Origin of the sequence: Candidatus Accumulibacter contiguus (genome assembly GCF_036625285.1) — a bacterium.
Classification (GTDB): Bacteria; Pseudomonadota; Gammaproteobacteria; order Burkholderiales; family Rhodocyclaceae; genus Accumulibacter; species Accumulibacter contiguus.
This window is the reverse complement of sequence record NZ_JAZKUC010000001.1, coordinates 1,392,063-1,412,388: the sequence shown is the minus strand read 5'-3', so window position 1 is coordinate 1,412,388 and position 20,326 is coordinate 1,392,063. Positions and strand designations below refer to the sequence as shown.

Annotated in this window: 13 protein-coding genes and 1 pseudogene; 6 read left to right on the top strand and 8 right to left on the bottom strand. The window is 62.7% G+C overall.

The features are described from left to right. Window positions 1–260 precede the first annotated feature (260 nt). From V5B59_RS06880 to V5B59_RS06865, 4 genes are all read right to left on the bottom strand, one after another. Entirely contained in the window at window positions 261–2,999 is a 2,739-nt protein-coding gene (locus V5B59_RS06880; RefSeq protein WP_169071532.1) for a hypothetical protein, read from the bottom strand. 242 nt (window positions 3,000–3,241) lie between these two features. Then, window positions 3,242–3,496, bottom strand: a complete 255-nt coding sequence (locus tag V5B59_RS06875; protein WP_211203491.1) for a hypothetical protein — start codon at window positions 3,494–3,496, stop codon at window positions 3,242–3,244. A 343-nt stretch (window positions 3,497–3,839) separates the two neighbouring features. Next, entirely contained in the window at window positions 3,840–5,915 is a 2,076-nt protein-coding gene (locus tag V5B59_RS06870; RefSeq protein WP_308240179.1) for a M1 family metallopeptidase, read from the bottom strand. Continuing rightward, window positions 5,882–7,144, bottom strand: a complete 1,263-nt coding sequence (locus tag V5B59_RS06865; protein ID WP_169071533.1) for a ChaN family lipoprotein — start codon at window positions 7,142–7,144, stop codon at window positions 5,882–5,884. Before V5B59_RS06865 ends, V5B59_RS06870 begins: the two co-directional genes overlap by 34 nt. A gap of 571 nt (window positions 7,145–7,715) precedes the next feature. On the opposite strand from V5B59_RS06865, the gene V5B59_RS06860 reads away from it, so the two are divergent. The 4 genes from V5B59_RS06860 to V5B59_RS06845 all read left to right on the top strand — a co-directional run bounded on the left by V5B59_RS06860 (window position 7,716) and on the right by V5B59_RS06845 (window position 12,936). Continuing rightward, on the top strand, window positions 7,716–8,576 hold the full coding sequence (locus tag V5B59_RS06860; RefSeq protein WP_169071534.1) for a c-type cytochrome: 861 nt from the start codon (window positions 7,716–7,718) through the stop codon (window positions 8,574–8,576). Between the two features lie 70 nt (window positions 8,577–8,646). After that, window positions 8,647–10,026 (top strand): cbb3-type cytochrome c oxidase subunit I, encoded by a 1,380-nt coding sequence (locus V5B59_RS06855; protein WP_169071535.1) that lies wholly within the window; start codon window positions 8,647–8,649, stop codon window positions 10,024–10,026. An 11-nt stretch (window positions 10,027–10,037) separates the two neighbouring features. Then, window positions 10,038–10,865, top strand: coding sequence for a CbbQ/NirQ/NorQ/GpvN family protein (locus V5B59_RS06850; protein ID WP_169071541.1), 828 nt, complete (start codon window positions 10,038–10,040; stop codon window positions 10,863–10,865). A 16-nt stretch (window positions 10,866–10,881) separates the two neighbouring features. Continuing rightward, entirely contained in the window at window positions 10,882–12,936 is a 2,055-nt protein-coding gene (locus V5B59_RS06845; RefSeq protein WP_169071536.1) for a nitric oxide reductase activation protein NorD, read from the top strand. Window positions 12,937–13,865: 929 nt separating this feature from the next. On the opposite strand, the gene V5B59_RS06840 is transcribed toward V5B59_RS06845, so the two are convergent. Together V5B59_RS06840 and V5B59_RS06835 are read right to left on the bottom strand one after the other, a co-directional pair. Further along, entirely contained in the window at window positions 13,866–14,870 is a 1,005-nt protein-coding gene (locus V5B59_RS06840) for a GIY-YIG nuclease family protein (RefSeq protein ID WP_248595015.1), read from the bottom strand. A gap of 282 nt (window positions 14,871–15,152) precedes the next feature. Next, window positions 15,153–16,769 carry an IS1634 family transposase gene (locus V5B59_RS06835; protein ID WP_332351692.1) on the bottom strand — a complete coding sequence of 539 codons (1,617 nt, stop codon included), beginning with the start codon at window positions 16,767–16,769 and terminating at the stop codon, window positions 15,153–15,155. A gap of 208 nt (window positions 16,770–16,977) precedes the next feature. Between V5B59_RS06835 and V5B59_RS06830 the strand changes: the two genes are divergently transcribed. Both V5B59_RS06830 and tnpC read left to right on the top strand, forming a co-directional pair. Further along, window positions 16,978–17,700 (top strand): DUF6444 domain-containing protein, encoded by a 723-nt coding sequence (locus V5B59_RS06830; RefSeq protein WP_332351714.1) that lies wholly within the window; start codon window positions 16,978–16,980, stop codon window positions 17,698–17,700. 8 nt (window positions 17,701–17,708) lie between these two features. After that, window positions 17,709–18,476, top strand: coding sequence for an IS66 family transposase (tnpC, locus tag V5B59_RS06825; RefSeq protein ID WP_332351713.1), 768 nt, complete (start codon window positions 17,709–17,711; stop codon window positions 18,474–18,476). Here tnpC and V5B59_RS06820 read toward each other — a convergent pair. Both V5B59_RS06820 and V5B59_RS06810 read right to left on the bottom strand, forming a co-directional pair. After that, entirely contained in the window at window positions 18,458–18,940 is a 483-nt protein-coding gene (locus V5B59_RS06820; protein ID WP_372703488.1) for a 3'-5' exonuclease, read from the bottom strand. The two genes, tnpC and V5B59_RS06820, sit on opposite strands and share 19 nt — an antisense overlap. A 365-nt stretch (window positions 18,941–19,305) precedes the next feature. Further along, a pseudogene (locus tag V5B59_RS06810) lies at window positions 19,306–20,278 on the bottom strand (NAD(P)/FAD-dependent oxidoreductase). Window positions 20,279–20,326 lie beyond the last annotated feature (48 nt).

Sequence of the window (20,326 nt, the reverse complement as noted above, 5' to 3'; positions counted from 1 at the left end):
CGCCCCAACGACCTTCTGGTGCTCGACCGCGGTTAGCAGGCCTACTGGCTCGTCGCCGCCTTGTGGCAGCGAGGACGCCATTTCTGCACAAGAACTTCGTCCAGATCAAGCCAAACCGGTCATACCCCAGAAATTTAAAGTAAAATCCACGTTTATCAAACGCTTACAAGAGAAGAATATGGCTATCTTCTGATAGGTTGAGAGCGTTGATTCGTGACCCACCGCGACATTCACATCACATGACGCATGTCGACGGCAGGCTATACGCGCTCCAGGTACTTCCAAAGTGCGTTGCGGAAGGTGTCGTTTCCATTGCTGTCCCCAAAGACGCGCGTGGAGATCTCGAGTCCCAGCTTACGGTAACTCTCCCACTGAGCTTCATCGTAGAACTGGTCGGTCGTCGACTCCTGGGGAAAGTCTGGGTGAGCGGAATGATACTGCACGAGATCGACCGGTACCCCTGAGACGAGCCGCGGCTTGAGAACAACAACGTGAGCATCCGGAGCGTTCCTGGCAACAGGATTGGCCCCCGCATGGAACACCTTCAACAGCAATGCGCATTTGGCGCTCTCAGGCCCACCTTTATCGCCAACAGGCTCAAAGTCCTCAGGTATACCGAATACAGGTCCGAGAATCTTGTCTTCCGCTATTTCGCGGTCGACCTCGACCTCAATACGAAAATCGATGCGCGCCAGGCGCACCAGATTGGCGATGTCGTCAAACTGATACCCGGGATCGCACCCGCAGTCGCAAACGACGATCAAGCGAACTTTCCGCTCGGGCCGTAGCAGCTCGTAGATGGCAGTGTTTTCGAAATGGCCGCCGTCGGAGAGATACAGTAGAGGCCGGCGGGTCCCATGAAAGGTCGCAAACAATTCATAGAACAGGTACGTCTGGGTCTTGAACAGGGTGCGGATGCCTTTACCAAATCCGGAGCCCATCCCTGTAACTTGTTTGCCAGCTCCGGAGCCCTTTCCTGAGCTGGTGATTCCAGACGCCCACCAGCGGCCCAGCCGGATATTCGTCAATCCCATGAGGAGCGACAAGCCGAGTGTAGTGCCTCGTCCCAGAGCGGTGGAGAAAGCTGCGCCAGAGACCCCTACCCACTCACCAAGCGTCAGTTCAGCATCCAGTTCGCCGCTGCTGATCTTGCCTGGACCTGGGACGAGCTTGCCATCGACAACGAAGCCCGATGGCAGGACGGCTAGCGGCTTTCCCTTGCGATCCCTCTGAACGAGTTGCTCACCCGGGTCGCTGGTCTGGTTCAGGCACACATTGATAATATGAATCGGCATCAACGAATTATCATAGTACCGATCCATGGTCATCTGGTCCCCGGGGGCCGGTTCGGCGACACTGCGAAGCTTGTCGCTGCCTTTCCCAAAACGGTCGCCATTGCTGGCACCCAGGTAGGCGCGGGTAAGGCGTGCGCTATAAAGCGTTTGCAGGGTCGACAGATTGAGAAATCCGGGAAACCGGCCGCCGACGAGGGAGAGGATCAGGGCAATGCCAAATGTCACGGCAAGTGCAATGACTGCGTCGACGTGGTCAGTCTGAATTGTCGATTCGAGAAGGTCGACTGGCGACTCGCCCCGCCAACGAATCCACAGCACCAAGAGCGACCAAAACATGGCCGTCAGGAACAGCAAGGCGACTCCGCCAATCGTCGCGGCGGCACTGGCCGGGATTTTGCTCAGCCAACCTCCCTTCGCCGCGTCAGGCAGCGAGGTCGCCATCTGCCGGAGTACCCAGGCCAATCCGCCGGTTGCGGCCGTTGATGTCAGCCATGCGGCGATCCGATGGTCCAGAACATAAATCGACTGGGCTGTCGTATCCACCAAAGCCACCAAGGTCACGCCGGCCAACCAGATACACCCGGTGGTAAGCATGCGTGTCAGGGTGACACGCTGCACTCCAATGGAAACGGCGGTACGTGCAGTCGTCGCGTACCAGACGAAGGCACCCACGCTTAAGGCCCCGAGAGCCCCCAAGGCTCTTGCGAACCCACGCCAATTCGGCCCCAGTTTCGAATAACAGGCGGCAGCCACAACGACAAGGAGGAAGCCAAGCAGCAACCCGAAAAGCCCTGCTTTCGAAAACACCTTCGGCCGGGTCTGAACCGTTCCACCACGGGGTGGGTGCGTAAACCAGAAGGCGAGTCCGCAGGGGATCACCCACAATAACGCAACCGGCAACGAAACCCACCACACGGGACTCCACCAAACCCAGCCGCCGCAATCGGTCACGCCCTTCAACAGGGACAACTCGTATGTACGGTAGGTCTCTAGCCAGCATCCGGTACACGAAATCGCAACAAGGCCGGCGCGACCCAATGCGATCAACGCGAACGCCGTCAGGAACACAATGCCCAAGACGTATTGCACAGAAAACCAGTTTCGCACCGCCAGCGATGCTGCATACACCATGTCGCCGGAACCGGTTGGGGCCATGTACCGCCCATTTTCTCGCAACCAGGCGAGCGGCGCCGCACCTGGACGTTCAGGGGTGAAGTGAACCCGGCTGGTGAGTCGTCCGGGAGGTTCGTGTGCGAAGACCTCGTACGCTTGTTGTGCAGTTTTTGCATCCAAGGCTGGGTCCGGAGCATCACCTTGCTTGGGAGGATCATCTTCCTTGTTTAAACGCCCTCTCGCAAATAGGCTGCCGAAAAAACTGCCTATATAGCCACCCCCACTGACGGTCGAGAGGTAGTCGAACTGGGGAAGCAGACTCTCACGGCTACTGCCGGACTGGCCCGACTTCTCGATCGATGAACCCTGCGGACGGGGCGCCCTGGCGAGGCCTTGCAGGACGCCTAGGCAAAACGTGGCGCTGCGGATCCCTCCACCGGAGAAGGCAAGCGCCCATTGCTCGTCGTCGTGTCCTTCCGGCCGGACGACCTTGAAGCCCTCACGGCGCCCTTTTGCACGCTGGATTTCAGCTTCGTACGGCGGAGCGGTTCCCTGCTCGCCTGGTGAATCTGGGGACAAGTGGTAAGACATGTCGGCCTCCTATGGATAGCCAAACGAACGGAGATCCCAAGGATAGCGTTTATCCGCTGCCCAGAAACTACCCAGTCTGATCGCTTGCCTATTACAGCAGATGAACCTCGGCGGGCTGACGCGGCGAGCGAAAAAGCCCTTGTGGGCATTGTAAGCGCCTTGGGTCCGCCGTCAAGCCTGGCCAGCGACCCAGACGGACCTCCCTAGCCCAAGTGTAGCTTCTCAAAAACTGGTGGTCCGGCTCATGCGGCGCGTTGGCGCATGCGGTCGGCGAGGGACGGCACTTTGCCGGCGTTGGTGAGGCGGTCAGTGAGATAGGCCCAGAAGGAGACACCGAGCATTCGGCAGGTTTTCTTCAGACTGGCGATGGCCAGCATCGGATGGATGCCTTTGGCCACGTGGCCGCCCAACAAGGCGGCCTCGGTGGCGATGTGGCGGTGGCGCTCATCGCAGATGCCGAGGCGGTCGAGATGCGCCGCCCAATCGTCACCGGCCATGGTTTGCCTCGTTGAACACTGTTGAACCTTGGCTTTACCATCACACCGCTGTGAGCGGAATGCATCTTCGCCACGATCGCAATGCGCACGGAGTTGCCGGTCGCTCAGGCTGCGGGGGGCAGGTCCTGCGATCGAGCATCGAGTACCCACAATCACCGTCAACTCCGGGAAGCGCCACGCCAGTACTTCTGCTGCTCAGCTGTCTCACGCGCACCGACACGGGCTCAGCGATTGTTCACCGTGCTCAGGGCAATACCCGCAGCCATGAACGATCCGCCCGCAAGCCGGTTGATCAAGCCTCCTTGCTTTCGGGGCGCTGAGTGAAAACATCGTGTCTGGACTGTCACCCGGATGCTGCGCGTGACGGGTGCGAAGTCGGTACGGCAGATCTGGGTGACAACGACTCGGGAATGTTGGAGCGGCCTTGATCGTGTCTGTCGCTTCGCACCTTGATGACCGGGGCCTGTGTCGGCCACAGCCCGCGCGCAATGACTCGCCCGCCATCGAACAGCAGCCAGCTTTGCCCGCCGTAGTGCGGCAGCGGCCGTGCCAGCGCACGCAGCGCGGCGGCATCGGTGGCGACCACCGCGAGCAGCGGCACGCGCTCGACCGTCCACACCCGCGCCGAGCCCCGCTCACCGTTTTTTTCCAAGGCATCCGACGGCTTTGGCAGGCCGCTGGCCAGCAGCGCGGCATCGACCTCGGACGGTGTGCCGATGAGCATCACCGACTCGTCGGCAGCGAGTGCCGCTTTCATCTCCGACAAGCCAAGCGGCGTCGCCGGTCGCTCGAAAAACTGACCGACGACGACCCTGGCCGCGTCGCGAAACGCGACATCGCCACCGAGAACGATCGAGCGCGGCTTCAGCGCGCCGATCCAGCGGCGCAGGATGGGCGGTCGTTCACTGACCTCGAGGCGGCGCCAGAGACGCGCTTCGGGGTCAAGGCGAAGCTGCTCCGGACGAAAGTCGAGATCGATCTCGGCGACCGCGCGCACCTTGTCAAACGCGACCCAGCGCACGACGCGTCGCTCGCCGGTGGCGATTTCAACTGGCAAGCGCAGGGCGAGCGGCGGCTGTTCCTGACGCAGCGTCAGGTGCAGGCGATAGCCGGCGGCGTGTCCGCTGACCACGGCACTAACCACCGCTACCTCGGGCAACTGCCGCGAACTCAGCCATTGCGCGAAGAAAGCGCGCAGTTCGGCGCCCGAGGAACGCTCGAAGGCGCGGCAGAGATCGTCCCAACTGGCCTGTTGGAAGCGCTGCGCCTGCCAGAAATCGCGTAGCCCCTGCCGGAAGGCCGCCTCGCCGATGCGGTCGCGCAGCATCAGGAAAAGCATTGCCGCCTTGCCGTAGCCGATGGCCGCCTCGGCGCCATGCTGACGCGAACGAAAGTCGCCTAGCGCTGGCTGGCCGGTCGCCGGCAGCGCCGCGGCGTCGCGCAGCCAGCCCAGACGCATGTCGCGCGCGGCCGCCGCCGAACGCTCCTCGCTGTAGGCGTAATCCGCCAGGAAGGTGGTCAGCCCCTCGCTCCAGTTGCCGCTCTGCGCCTCGACATAAACCCCGTTACCCCACCAATTGTGCAGGATTTCATGCCCGAGGGAACTGGCGCGGATGAATGGCAGGCGCAGGACGTCGACCCCGAGATAGGTCAGCGTCGGCATGCCGAAGCCCGTCGGCAGCGGGCTGGCGACGATCGAGAACGCGTCATAGGGATAGGCGCCGATGAGGCTACTGTAGCGCGCGATGTAGCGCTCGCTATCGGTGAGGTAGCCCGCAGCCAGCCCCGGCTCGGAGTCGAGATCGGCCGGAAAATAGGTGCGCAAACGCAGCGCCGGTGCGCGTCCGCGAGCCACCAGGCGCTCGCGAATACGCCATGGCCCGGCCATCAAATCGATGCCGCCGGTTGCCTGGGAAAACTCAAATTCGGCCTGGTAGCGCTCGCCGGCGCGAACCGGCAGGCGCTCCTCGAACAGGCGGCCGGCAACCAGCGCGCGCTGCTCGCCAGGCACCGATAGGCGAACCCGATAAGCAAACAGCGCGGCCTGCGGCTGCGGATACCAGCCGCTGCCAGCGGGAAGAAACGATCCCTCCGCCGCCGCCATCGGCGGCAATCCGCTCAACACCTGGCGATAGTCACGGTGCACTTCGGTCGCCGGCAGCGTACCGGCGTAGGTGATCCGCAGTTGCTTGGCGCCTGCCGGCAGGGCGAGGCGCCACAGGCGGGTGCCGTCACGAGGGGTGGCAGCGTCTGCCGGCCGAATGCGACAGTCGGCCACCACGGCCTCGCTCACAGTCAGGGATTCGTGCAGTTCGAATTCGAAGCTCCGCCCGGAAACCGGCAGTTTGGCAATCACCTCGAGGCGCCGCTGGTCGGGATCGAGCGTCACGGTGAGGTCCAGCGCCGGTGCGGCTCCCACGCCTGCGGCCAGGAGCAGGGGAGTGGCGGCGGGAAGCGGATGACGACATCTAGCATCGCCTCGCCACGCCTGATGCGCAGGGGTAGCCAGGTGCCCGGCGGCGCTGCGCGCACCACTGCGGTCACCGCAGCGGCTTTGCTGGCGGGCCGACCGGCGACTTCGAGCAGGCTGTCGCCAGCGACGAGCCCGCTTCTGTCGGCAAGACTGCCCGCGGTGACGGCAAGTACGCGCACGCCGCCCTGCCCGGTGTCGGCGTCTTCGAGCTGAACGCCAAGGCGCGGCGGCGGTACCGGCGGCGCGGGCTTTTTCGGTAAGGTGAAGACCGCATTGGCAAGGTTCGGGCGAATCTCGCGACAATCCTCGTTGGCCGACAGCGGCAGGAGCGTGACAACGCGACCGACGCCGAGATCGCGCAACTGGTGCGGCACGCCGAGACCATAGCGCAGATGCCCGCTGCCCATGATGCCGACGATCAGCGGCGGCGGCTGCCCCTGCGGCCCGGAGATCCGTCGCGCCAGCAGCGCCTCGGCCATGGCGCGGTCCCAGTTCTGCTGTGCCTCGACGAAGTACTGGAAAGCACGGCTGCTGCGCGCGTCCCCACCGTGAGCATGCTCGCCATAGACGCCGAACAGGAAATCGCGGTAGGCCTCACTAGCCGGCGCCGCGCGGCCGACGCCCTCACGCTCACGTTCCGGGATGGCATCCCAGCCCTTGTCACCGATGGCCCGGGTCAGTTTGGCATCGACATTGAGCGCGATCATCGGGATGCGGTTGATGCGCGCGAATTCGAAGAGGGGCAGATAGAACTCGATCGGAAGACTCCAGCGCTCTGTCCACGCCGTCTGCGCCAGGAAAGCCGGCACGGTCAACTGGCCTGCCACCCAGTGCTCCAGCGCCGGCTGTGCCTGGCGCGGAAACATCTCGAAGCCGATCACCATATCCGGGCGCAGCGCATGCAGCCCAGCCAGCACCTGCGCCTGCCAGCGATGGTGATCCTCGTCGTCGTGCTGCTCGCCAAGCAGAACAATTTCGGCCGCTGCGGCCCGCGCCAGCACCTCTGTGCCGGAAACGCTCTGAGGGATCGTTCCGGACATCTGCCACCAGCCACCTGGGGCGGCACAGGTGGCGGGCGGTGCCGACGAATCGAGCGAGGCTGCCGAAGCGACCAGTACAGCGACGGCGGCAAGCAGCGGGCACAAGAACAGCCATGGCCTACGGGGAAAATTCATGCCGGGCACCTCAAGGAAGAAAGGAACATTAAACAGGAATCTCGCGTCGTTAGCGAGTCGTTACCACTCGGACAACAACCGCACGCGCACTCGCCTCTTTCCCAGATACCCCGGGTGTTACAAGCGGGACAGACGCTGCGACCTTGGCACGAGTCGGCATCAAAGGCGATGATCTTTCCCGGCTCGCTCGCTGGTTAGGCACTGCCCGACAGCCGGAGATGCGTGTCCAGCAGCACGCGCATGGTGGCCATGCGGCCTCAGCGCCCGGCGCGCGAGTCATCTCGCCCAGGCTCGACTCCATTGCACGCCCAGGCCCGTCTGTGCGCTGCCGAACAGACGGCGCGGCGCGGGTTGGCCAACATGCGTTTCTGTTTCTGGCGGGGCAGTCCCTTCGCCAACGCAGGCAAATCCCGTTCACTTCCAGGGGACGATCGTGCATGCAGCACTCAAAACGTTCAGCTACGTCGTGCTGGTGTTGCTGGCCGTCAGCATCGTTTATGCGAGCTACATCAGCATCAAGTATTGGACCGGCATCAGCGTCTGACGCAATCCAACGCGAGAAGGACGACCATTGAACAAACGGCAAGCAAGACTATTTGCGATCGGCTCGACTGTGGTCGCGGCCGTAGCTTTCCTGGCGCTGACCATCGACAGCCACCGGCAGTTTCCCGCCCTGACGAATGCGCAGAATATCACGCCTGCCGTCACACACGGCAAGAACGTCTGGCACAAGAACAACTGTATCAACTGCCACACCCTGTTTGGCGAGGGCGCCTACTACGCGCCGGACCTGACCAAGATCGCGCAGCAACGAGGCGCCCCCTACCTGCAGGCCTACCTGCGCGACCCATCCAAGTTCTACGACGAACAGCGCCACCGCCGGCTGATGCCGAAACAAGACATGACCGACGCCGAGATTGCCGACCTGGTTGCCTTCCTCGACTGGGTGAGCAAGGTCGACAACCAGGGTTGGCCGCCGCGCCCGATCCTGGTAACTGGCGCCGGCGTGGCCATTACGGGCACACGTTCCGCCGACCAGGCGGCTGCTGTCAGCAGATCGGCGCCGCCTCCCGGCCCGGAATCGCTGCCCTCAGACAAGGACCCTATGGCCTTGGGAGAGATCGTCTTCCGGACCGTTTCGCCAGCGTGCACTGCCTGCCACTCCCTCGTACCAGGGGCAAACATGGCGGGTCCTTCGCTCGCCGGCGTCGCGACGCGAGCCCAGCAGATCGTCAGCTCGCCGGAGTACAAGGGCAAGGCCAAGGATGTTGAGGGCTACCTCAGCGAGTCGATCACGAGCCCCAGCGCGCACCTGGTTCCCGGTGCGATGTACTCGGCGAATGGCGTGTCGTTCATGCCGGCCACCTTCGGCAAGGATCTGACACCCGACCAGGTAGCCCACTTGTCGGCGTATCTGGCAAGCTTCAAGTAGTTGAAGACTGATTCCTGCCTGTCCGAAAAGACGTCGCCCCGACCACACGAATTCTCGAAAGGATAGCGCAATGCGTTACAGATCTCAGTCGGTTGCCTATGGGTATTTTGCCGTCGCGATGGTGCTGTTTGGCCTGCAACTGGTCTTCGGGCTGCTCTCGGCGGCGAAATACCTCGGCCCCGACTCACTGCTGTACATCCTTCCGTTCGACGTGACGAAGGTCGTCCATACCAATCTGCTGATCGTCTGGGTGCTGACGGGCTTCATGGGCGCAACGTACTGGATGGTACCGGACGAGTCGCGCACCGAGTTGCATAGCGTCAAGATTGCCTATATCCAGCTCATCCTGTGGACGCTGATGGGCGTAAGCGCCGTTGTCGGCTACCTGTTCCGCTATGGCACCGGCAACAAGCTGCTTGAGCAGCCCTTGCCGCACAAGATCGTGATCGTCATCTGCATGCTGCTCTTCCTGTACAACGTGGGCATGACGATCTGGAAGTCGCGGCGATTCACGACTACCGAAGGCGTGCTGGTCCTCGGCCTAGGCCTGGCCGCGCTGCTGTACCTGCCGGCCTTGCTCGAATACGAAAACTACACCGTCTCCATCTTCTACCGCTGGTGGACGATCCACCTGTGGGTCGAAGGCGTATGGGAAATGATTCAGGGCGGGTTTCTCGCCTATCTGCTGATTCGGCTCTCCGGCGCCGACCGTGAAGTGATGGAGAAATGGCTGTATGTGATCGTCGGACTGGTTCTCATTGCCGGCATCCTCGGGACCGCTCACCATTATTACTGGGTGGGTGTGCCGGCCTATTGGCTGCCGATCGGCGGCATTTTCAGCGCGCTCGAACCTCTGGCGCTGATCGGCATGGCGATCTACGCCTACTCGGCGATGCGTCGCTCCGGCCTGGCGCACCCGAATACCCTGGCGCTCCACTGGACGATCGGCAGCACCGTGTTCACCTTGTTCGGTGCCGGCTTGCTCGGACTGGCACACACCTTTCCGGACGTCAACAAGTGGACGCACGGCACGCTGATCACGGCGATGCATGGGCACGCAGCGTTCTACGGCGCCTATGCAATGATCGTCCTGGCGATGATCACCTTCGCCTTGCCGACCATGACACCAGGACGCTCGGAACGTGGCAGCAGCATCGGTTACTGGGCGTTCTGGATGCAACTGGGCGGCATGTTCGGAATGACCCTCTCCTTCGCCACCGCCGGCATCGCGCAGGTCTATCTGGAGCGCATCCTCGGCATGGGGTATCTCGACGTACAACTGAAGATCCAGGTGCATTTCCTGATGTTGCTGGCAACTGCGTCGCTCTTCTCGGTCGGCGTGGGCTTGTTCATCTTCGACTTCTTCCGTTATGCGCCTCGCTTCGATGTGGGTAACGAGAAGCAGCCGACGCTGCGGCCGGATACCGTGCGCCCAGCACCCATCTCGTGATTACGTCCGCAATGCGAGGCGATTTGCGCGCCATCGACCAGCACGGCCAGCCATCGGTGACGCGCGCGGAGCCCTATTACCTGCCGTCGGGCGATGAAGTGGCACTGTTCGAGCAATGTCATGCGCGCCGTCTGGCGGTCATGCTCAAAGGGCCGACCGGTTGCGGCAAGACCCGTTTCCTCGAACACATGGCATGGCGCCTGCAATGCCCTCTGGTAACCATTTCGTGCCACGACGACCTGACCGCGAGCGACCTCATCGGGCGCTTCCTGATTCGCCACGACGGTACGATCTGGCAGGATGGCCCGCTGACGCGTGCGGTCCGCGAGGGTGCCATCTGTTATCTGGATGAGGTCGTCGAGGCGCGCCAGGACACGGTGGTTGTGCTGCATCCCTTGACCGACTACCGGCGCATGCTGCCCATCGACAAGACAGGCGAGACGATCGAGGCGGCCGCGGGCTTTCAGTTGGTCGTCTCTTACAACCCCGGTTATCAGCACCTGCTGAAGGATCTGAAACCCAGTACACGACAACGATTCGTAGCGCTCGACTTCGAGTTCCCGGCAGGTGACCGTGAGGCGGCGATCATCGAGCGCGAAGGCGGCGCCGACCGTGCGACAGCGCGTGCGCTGGTTTCCTTGGGCCACCGACTGCGCGGATTGCGCGACCGGGGATTGGCAGAAGTGCCGAGCACGCGTCTCCTGATTGCCGCCGCCCGGCTGATCAGCAGCGGCATTTCCGTGCGGCAGGCTTGCTACAGCGCCGTGATCTCGCCCTTGTCGGACGACGAGTCGCTGGTCGGCGCGATGCGCGACCTGGTCGACGCGACCTTCGTCTGACCCGGACACCGCCTGCGTGGCTGAAGCCGAAGAGATTATCACCGATCTCGCGCGCCACGCGACGGTCTATGCACAGGCACTCTGGCGCCGACATCGCGCCAGGTCTGCGCCGACACCGATGCTCGCTTTGACCGACGTCGCCCAACGCATCGACTTGTTGATTGTGGCCGTGTTCGGGACCAGCTATCAACTTCGCAGCGCACAGGCGCCCGCGCCGGCGACATTTCTGGCGCAGGTTTTCCGGCGCCGCGAGGATCCCCGCGTGCAATACGCCATACCGGCAACGGACGGGTGGTCCATCTGGTTGCCAGCCGATGCCGGCATCAGCGATGCGGCGCTGGCCACAGAACGTTTGCGTACCGTCGCCCTACAGCAGGCGATGCGCGCCAGTCGCGGCAGCGCCGCCCTCATCAGTGCCCAGGCAACACCTTTGATCCGCGATGTTTATCTCCTGATCGAAGCACAGGCAGCCGATGAAGCGCTGGCGCGGGAGTTGCCGGGAATCATCGGCTCGCTGAATGCGCTGCGACGGGCAGCCTTGGCGGCCCGGCCGGCCTTGGCCAGCTTCTCCGCGCAGCGGCAACCTCTCGAGAAGTATGTCCGATCGCTGCTGCAGCGCGGCTGCGGGATAGCGAACGGCGACGAGCCACTACCGGCGTCGTCGCAAGAGTCGGCGCGCGCCGCTCATCGGCTGGCGGCAGCGATCGTTCCCGAGACCGGGATGACCCGGCTGCTTGGCGCCAATCCGCTGTTCAAGGACTGGTGGACGGGCGAACTGCGTGCGCCGAACCCATTGCCGACCACCTGGGCCGCCAACCACGACGGCGTTTCCGGCCACGAAACCTCAGCAGAACCCCGCAGCACACGTTTGCCGCATCGTCCCGAGGTACGTCAATCGAGCGACCAAGAAGACGAGGAGGAGGATGACGTGCGGCAAGGGGTCTGGATGATCCAGTCGGCGCAGCCGCACGAGCATGCCGAAGATCCCTTCGGCATGCAGCGCCCGACGGACCGCGACGACCAAACGGCGGCCGAGGAATTTGCCGATTCGCTGTCCGATCTGGCTGAGGCTCGTCTGGTTTCAACAACTGGCCGAGCCAAGGAAGTCCTGCTGTCGGACGATCCTCCCGATGCGCGCGCCAAGCGAACCGCCGAGTCGTCTGTCGCGAATCCGTCCAGCATCAGCTTCAGCTACCCCGAATGGGATTACCGCATCAGCGCCTATCGTGACCCTGGCGCCACGATCCGCCTGTTGCCTCCGCAAGCGGGCCCGCAACAATGGGTAGACCGCACACTGGCCGAGCACCGCTCGATGCTCGATGCGATCCGCCGGCGCTTCGAGATGCTGCGTGCGCAGCGAACGCGGCGCAGCAAGCAACTCGACGGCGACGAAATCGACCTCGACGCCTACATCGACAGCCATGCCGACTTCCGCGCCGGTTTGCCGATGGCGCAAGCGCTCTATCTGACGCATCGGCGCACCAGGCGAGACCTGGCCATCATGGTGCTCGTCGACGTCAGCGGCTCGACCGATGGCTGGATTTCAGGCCAGCGGCGAGTGATCGACGTCGAGCGAGAGGCATTGCTGATGGTCTGTGTTGCCCTGGATGGAATGGGAGAACGGTATTCGGTACAGGTTTTTTCCGGGCAAGGGCCGCATGCGGTGACCTTGCGGACCCTCAAGCGCTTCGACGAGCCGTACAACAACGAGGTCGCCCGGCGCATCGCCGCGCTCGAACCAGAACAATACACGCGAGCAGGCGCCGCCATCCGTCACGCCAGCACGACACTGCTGCGCGAAACCGCTGCGCACCGACTGCTGCTGCTGCTATCCGACGGCAAACCGAACGATTTGGACCAGTACGAAGGCCGATACGGCGTCGAGGACACGCGGCAGGCAGTAACCGAAGCGCGCTTGCAGGGCGTGTTTCCTTTTTGCCTGACCGTGGATCGAAACGCCGCCACCTACCTGGCTGCCGTTTTCGGAGTGCATCAATACGCACTCCTGACGAAACCTGAATTGCTGCCGATCGTCCTACTCGAGTGGATGAAGCGGCTGATCCAGGCGTAAGGTGATTTCTACGAATATTCATACCGGGCAGGCCGGTCGGATCAGGATGTCCCACTTGGGTAGGAGCGGTTGTGCCAAGAACGAACTCAGGTAGTTGATGAGTCGATGCTGTATTCGTGATGAAGGAAGGCCCTTCGAAGTCGGTCTGCAGCAGTGACAGGCTTCAAACCGCCGTAAGCTGCTTCATTCGAAAGGGTGCGGTGGTGAACGTTACGGTCAAAAGCCGGAGAAGAACTTCGGCAGGTATGGATTAGAGAGGCGAGCGCAAGCGAACCATCGATGACGCATCGAAAACAAGTTAGGCGATATCGAAACCGGGGACGCCGCTCCTTCCCGGGACAAGGGTGGCGGAGAACTGTGTACTGGCCACGCGGTATCCGGTGTTCAGATGGCGCGACTCTAGTCTTGGCGCGAATACGGAACTTGGGAAACCTGCATGTGATGCGAAGAGAAAACCTTATAAGTGAGATCCACGAAGGGGGAAAGTATCGATGCACATGCAGGGGGCGGACCATCCCGTAGTAGTGTGGAAGCTTCTGTAATGGAAGTGGAGCGAAGGGGATGGACGAGCTTTGCGAGAGTCATTGCCAACTGGGAAACCAGGAGGAGCATCAACTTTCGCAGTCGCTTTGCCGTCGCGAGGAGGCAAGGGAATGGCTGGGACGAGCCGTATAAACCGAGAGGTTTACGTACGGTTCTGTGGGCGGCTGGAGGTGAAATTCCTCCGGCCGACCCGGCGTTTCGTTCGAGCCTGGACTCGACAGCTTGCATAGCATCCTTGGCCACCGTAACTCCAGATTTCCTGATCTCGAAGGAAACCCGGATGGCACTCTAGACGAGAGCGAAGGTCATTTTTTCTCCGCTTTCGGGATGCGGGAAAAGGACAGGAAATCCAACGGCACCATCGATCTTTCGTCGATAGCGAGTCGTTACCGCTCGGACAACAACCGCACGCGCACTCGCCCCTTTGCCAGATGCGCGGTGAGCAGGTTGTAGGTATCCCGGTCGAACCGCCCCTGACCCGACTCACCCAGCAGGATTCCCTGGATCTCGGCCTCGCTGCGCGCGCTGCCCAGGTGCCGCCAGCCGTTCACGACGTGGACTTCCTCCTCTTCCCGCAACTCATCCCGCTCGACGATGCCGATCGCTCCGGGGTACGGCCATGCGGTGAGCTTCAGCTTCATCAGCGCCGCTATCATGCGAGCACTGTGCACGTCGACGGCTTCCTTACCCACGCAGGCGCCCCGGCATTGCTTGACCTGGTGGGCGAAGCAGGGGCGTCCGGGCCGGGCGGGCTTTTCCAGCCCGAGGATAATCGGGCACAGTTCGTGTGCGGCAGCCTCCTTGCGCAGGGTGTCGGTGGCTTCCCGCCGGTTGGTAAAGAGGCCGAAAAGGTCTTCCGAGCGCAGGCAGCCGGCAGCCTGGCCGCCAACCAGTCTCGGCCGGTAATCGCCTGGGGCCACTTGCACCAAGTGCCAGGTGCACAGATCCGAAGAGCGGCGCAACCGACGATTGTGAATCGGCTGGCATTCCTTCACCAGTCGCGATTCCAGCAGCAGTGCGCCGAGTTCACCGACCGTCTCATGCCAGTGAAGGCGACGCACCTCCTGACTGAGGCGCATCTCCTTGTACTCACGCAGGTCGGACGCGAAGTGAGCCCGTACGCGCTGACGCAGGTTGACGCTTTTCCCAACGTACAGAAGCGCGTCGTTGTCGCCGTAGAACAGGTACACCCCGGGGGATTCGGGCAGATCGTCGAGCACGACAGAATCTAGCTGGGGCGGCAGGCTGGGGCGCTTGAGCTGCTGCCGGATGGCCTCGGCTAGAGCCTCTTCGCCGTGATCCCGTTTCAACAGGCACCAGAACTGCCAAAGCAGGTGAGCCTCGGCCAAGGCGCCGCAGCGGTCGCCCGTTGTCAAATCATGACGGACCATGAGACTGTCCAAGTTGTGTTGCTGATGTTCAGGAAAGAGCTTGCGAGACAGGCGCACCGTACACAACACGTCGGTCCGGAAGGACTTCCCCAGACGCTGGAATTCGCTCTTGACGAGTAACTACTCAGGAGTCCTCCGCCAAGCGGACAGGCTGAAGCGTGGCGACGCTCAGGTACTGGAATTTTTGCTCAGACGGATCTTCCCCCAGCCAGCAAGCGCAGTTATGCTGTAACTATCGGTTTTTGTTAAAAAAATAGCCGATGCCGCAAAAGCGGCGCCTGCCTACGCGGCGAGCTTGTCGGCTTTGGCCTTGAGCGGGAAGGACAGACCGATGGCGCTGAGGATTTTGGCCTGTTGATCGTCCGGGCGTGGCAGATGCGTGTGACGCTGACCGTTGCGGTCGGTGGTGTAGAGATAGGTCAATCGTCCGAGGGCCACCAGGGCGTCGTCCGGGGTGATGGCGGCGGGGTCGTCTTCGGTGCTGCCGAAGGTCTGCCGCAGAGCCGCTTCAAACCGCCGCGTGATTTTTAAGGCCAGCATCGCCACGAAGACATGCGCCTTGGTCCGCTCGGCCTTGCGCAGGAAGATCGGGCGAATTTCCAGAAAGGTGGTTTTCACGGTGCGGAAGTTGCGCTCGACTTTTTGCAGATCGCGATAACGCGCATCGACCGTCTTCGCGTCCATCAAGGTGAGCGGCACATTGGTTTCCAGCAGATAGCAGCCGTCGAGCAGAGCGTCTTGCTCTTTGGCCTCCTCGTCGATGGTACAGACAATGACGCGTTCTTTCAGCGTCAGGGTGACAAACGCGCTGAGCTTGTGGCTCTTGGTCCAGCGCTGCAAGGCGGCCAGGCCTGCTGCCGCGCTGGCGCGCTTGGAGTCCTTGACGAAGGCATTACGTTCGGCGACCTTCGCTTGCAACTGCGCCAGCTTGTCCTCCCGCCGACGCTCCTCGCGCACCCGCACAGTCTCGTTGCGGCGCACGATCAGGCGTTTATCGTTGTGCTCCACCTCGCACAGATGCGCATCGAAGAGATCCGTCTGCAGCACCCCCTCCTTGAGGAAGGTGCGTATCTGCGCGTCCGTCAACGCCGTGATATAACGGAAGCCCTGTACCGACAGCGCGGCTTTCCCCTTGGCCTTGATCATTCCCCGATCGCCGACCATCACCACCTCGGCAATGCCGAATTGTTCCTTCAGGATCGTGATCTGGCTGGCCACCGTCGTCGGGTCCGCGGTATTCCCTTCGAAGACCCGCACGGCCAGAGGCTCCCCGTCCTCCGCGGTCAACAAACCGATGACGATTTGCGGCTTGCCGCGCTTGCCGTCGCGGTTGTAACCATATTGCCCCAGCTCGTTGCATTCCCCTTCAAAGTAGCTCGAAGTGACGTCGTAAAGCACCAGCACGGGCGGTTGGCCCTGCGCCTTGACATAGGCCTGGTAAAGCTCCCGCTCGATGCGTTCCTGCTGGCTCGCCAGCCAGTCCAGCGCGGCATAGAGGTCGTCCTCATCGAACGCCTCCACCGCCAACACATCGGCCACCGTGTGCTGTTTCGCCCAGCGTACCGCCGACAACCGCGAGCCACCATGCGCGATACGCGCGAGAATCAGGAACAGGTTGAGCTTGCTTTCCGCAGCGCTGCCCAGCACCCGCGTGAGGCCCACCTGGTCGGCCAACTGCTTGAGGGCAAACAGCACCCCAAAAATCTCGCCGCTGGTCATCTCTCCCGACCAGTCGTCGAATTCGCCCTTCACCAGACGTTCCATGGCGACGATTCGTTCCGGTGCCCAGTTCGTCAGATTGGCGATGGTTCGTGTGCAGACTTTGCCTCCCTCGCGATAGGACTCGCGAAGCAGGATGGCCGGCCTGGACTTTCGGTTGGGGACGCGGGCGATGTACATGCCGACAATAATAGCCAATAGCACATTGTTTGTAAATAGCTATTATTATATTTACATGCCTACATTTTTGCCGATTTTCTGGTTTCTTGCCATGAATCAACGACTTACCTCAAGGGCTCCGGGAAGGTCCGTCAGAGCGAACGTCCAAGCTTTCAAGAGAACCCAGCATTGACCTCGCAATGGATAGGCTTCGTACAGGTGAGTGGGCATGGACGAGATTCCCGACCTTGAACGACTGAGTGTTGCCGAGAAGGATGATCTGATCCGCGAGCTTTGGCCCTTACGTGCGCTGGTGCGGCAGTTGAGGGGAGAAGTGGAGAAGCTGCAGGCGAAGGTGCAGGAACTGGAAGGTCGAGGGGCCAAGAATAGCCACAATTCGAGCAAACCACCGTCCTCGGATGGGCTGGCCAAGCTGCCGGCCAAGCCCCGTTCGCTGCGCAAACCGGGGCAGCACCCGAATGGCGGACAGCCGGGGCATACTGGACACACGCTCCAGAAGGTAGAAAAGCCGGATCGAGTCGTCGTGCATTTGCCCGCGGCCCACTGCCACGCGTGCCAAGGCCCCCTGGGGGAAGCGACGATGGCCGAGAGCCGGCAGGTGTTCGATCTGCCGCCGTTGCGCTTTGAGGTCACCGAGCATCAAGTCTGGGCGGCGACCTGCGCCTGCGGCGAGGTGTGCCGTGGCGAGTTCCCGGAAGGCGTTTCTTCGCCGGTCCAGTACGGGCCGGCGGCGTTGGCGGCAGCGGTGCATCTGACGCAACACCACATGATGCCGGTGCAACGCACGTCGGAGCTGATGGACGATTTCTTCGGACTGCCGATGGCCGAAGCCACGGTACTCGCCGCCTCACAGGAGGCCGGGGTCCGGCTGACGCCGACGGTGAGCACCATCGGCCAAGCCCTTCAAGTCGCGAGGCCGGGGTCCGGCTGACGCCGACGGTGAGCACCATCGGCCAGGCCCTTCAAGTCGCCGATGTCGCGCACGCCGATGAGACCGGGCTGCGTGTCGCCGGCTCGCTGCACTGGATGCACGTCCTGGCGACCACGCTGCTGACCTGGGTCGCCTGCCATGCGAAACGCGGCAAGCAGGCGTTCGATGCCCTGGGAATTCTGCCCGGCTTCCTGGGCACCCTCATTCACGATGGCTGGAAGCCTTATCGTGACCTCCTCTGCAAGCACGGTCTGTGCAATGCCCATCACTTGCGCGAGCTGACCTACCTCTTTGAGGATCTCGGGCAAGCCTGGGCCGGCCGCATGATCGATCTCCTGCGGACGGCCTGTCATGAGGTCGGTCAGACCGGCGCGCCGCTGCCGGAATCCCGCCGGGCGTTCTTCCTGTCCCGCTACGCCGACATTCTCAGTGAAGGGGAAGCCCTCAATCCCCGGGCTCCACCCTCGGGCAAACGCGGGCGTCCCCGGCAAAGCAAGGCGACGAACCTCCTCCTGCGCTTGCGCACCTACACCGACGATGTCTGGCGCTTTGCCACGGATCCCGGCGTTCCGTTCACCAACAACCTGGCCGAGCAAGCCGTGCGCATGTCCAAGGTCAAACAGAAAGTCTCCGGCGGCTTCCGGACCAAGAAGGGGGCCGATGCCTACTGCATCATTCACTCGTATCTCGCAACCATGCACAAGCAGGGCGCCAATCTCTTCCACGCCCTGATCCTCACTTTCCAGGGCCAGCCCCCTCAGCCTCGCCTCGCTTGAGCTTCGGCGTGGTCGCCCTGAGTAGTTACCTTGACGAAACCATAGTTGAAGCGGGCATGGTGGGCAACGAACGGACGCCCATGCAGGCGATCGGCCAGTTCTGCCGCGACTTGGGCGAAAGTAGGGGCGTCGGCTATCGCCTCGTTGCGGATACCGTTGAGTCGCTGGATGAGTGCAGGGATCGGCCGCTGTGGGTTGACCAAGGTGCTCCAGGTCGAAACCCGGTCACCCTCGGCTTCCAGCACGCCGATCCTTGTGATGCGGTCCCGTACCGGATTGGCCCCGGTGGTCTGCAGGTTGATGAAGGCAAGCCGCGCGGGAATCACGAGGCCAAGCCCGGTGCCCGGCAGCTCGAACCGTTGAGCGATCTCCTTGCCACGGTAGCCGACCATCCGGACAAGAAGAGAGACTGGCCGATGGCGTGCGAGAGACAGCGTATCCTGGTCTGACCGTTCCAGAACCATCCCGGCAGCGCCCGAGTGTGGCCGAATACGTTCTGCTCGAAATACTTCGGCATGTGCGCCCGGTAGAAGACGCGAACGTACTCGCGCCAGCGGCTAGTCTGCCGGAGGGGCGTGCCGGGACTCATACGGTTTTCTGACCAAGCCCGATGCGCGGGCGTTGCGGCAAGTCGTGTTGCCGATCCAGACAGGGCAAGCCGCGCGTCAGAAGGAAAGGTTCGTGGCAGGGCTGCGCCGCAATGCGGAGAGGACGCAGCGAAGTTGTCGCCTCTGGGGTGTGCGCCCCGCGCAGCGCGTGCCGCAAGTCATGGGGCGTCAACATGATGATCTGGTCATCATCCTCGGCCGCGACTGAGCAGGTTCGGCGGTCAGCACCGCGCGAACGACCGCACCACCTGTTCGGCCAGCGTCCGGCCGCTGAGCCAGGCACCCTCCACTTTGCCACCGTTGAGCCAGTCGCCGCAAAGCCCCAGGCCAATCTCTGGACGCCAGGCGCACCCTTCGACGAGGGCTGGTTCGGTATCGGCGTAACGCCAGCGGTGCGCAGTCCAGGCTTGCGGGGCCGGACCGCCCAGTTGGCCAAAGGCGTACAGCAGCGCTGCGGCGACGCTCTCCGGATCTTCTTCCAGATGCGCCTCGCTCCATTCTGCGCGGGCATGCAGCAGCCAGGTTTCCTCGCCGCTGCGGCCCGGCTTGCCGCTGTTGCGGGCGATCCAGCGCAGTGGGCCCTGATTGACGAAGGCGGCATCGAAGGCCAGGTCCACCGGAGCGGCAAAGTGCAGCATCAGCGCCCAACAGCCGCGCATCACGGCACTGCCGGCCAGTGCCGCCAACTCGGGGGCCAGGTGCTGCAACAAGGGTGCCGCCTGCGGCGCCGGGACGCCCAGCAGGACGGCCGCAAAGCTCGTCTCCAGCCAGCCGTTTTCAGCCGAGAAAACCTGCCAGCCGCGCGCCCGGCGCCTGAGCTGCTGGATCTTCGTTGCTGTTTGCACGGTCAGTGTGCTGGCCAGATAGCGGGCGGGCGCCGTCATGGCTGGCATGCCGACAAAGCGCTCGACCGTAGACTCGCGTTCTTTCGGCGAATTGCCATCAAACAGCCATAGCCTGGGATCCCACCAACCCGCGACCCCGGCCCGCTGCCAGCGCGCCACTTCGGCACGGAAAATACTGGGCACCGTGGTCGCATTGCCAGTCGTCGCCTCGACGCGTGCTCATCCGTCCGCCCGCGCCGCGACTCTTGTCGAACAGGCTGACTTCGAGGCCAGCCTGTTGCAGTGCCGTGGCGCAGGACAGGCCGGCGATGCCGGCACCGATCAGCGCCAGATGGGGAATTGAATTCATGGTTTTCTTGTCAACCACGATTCGGCGAGCCTGTTCGCAGATTCTTCC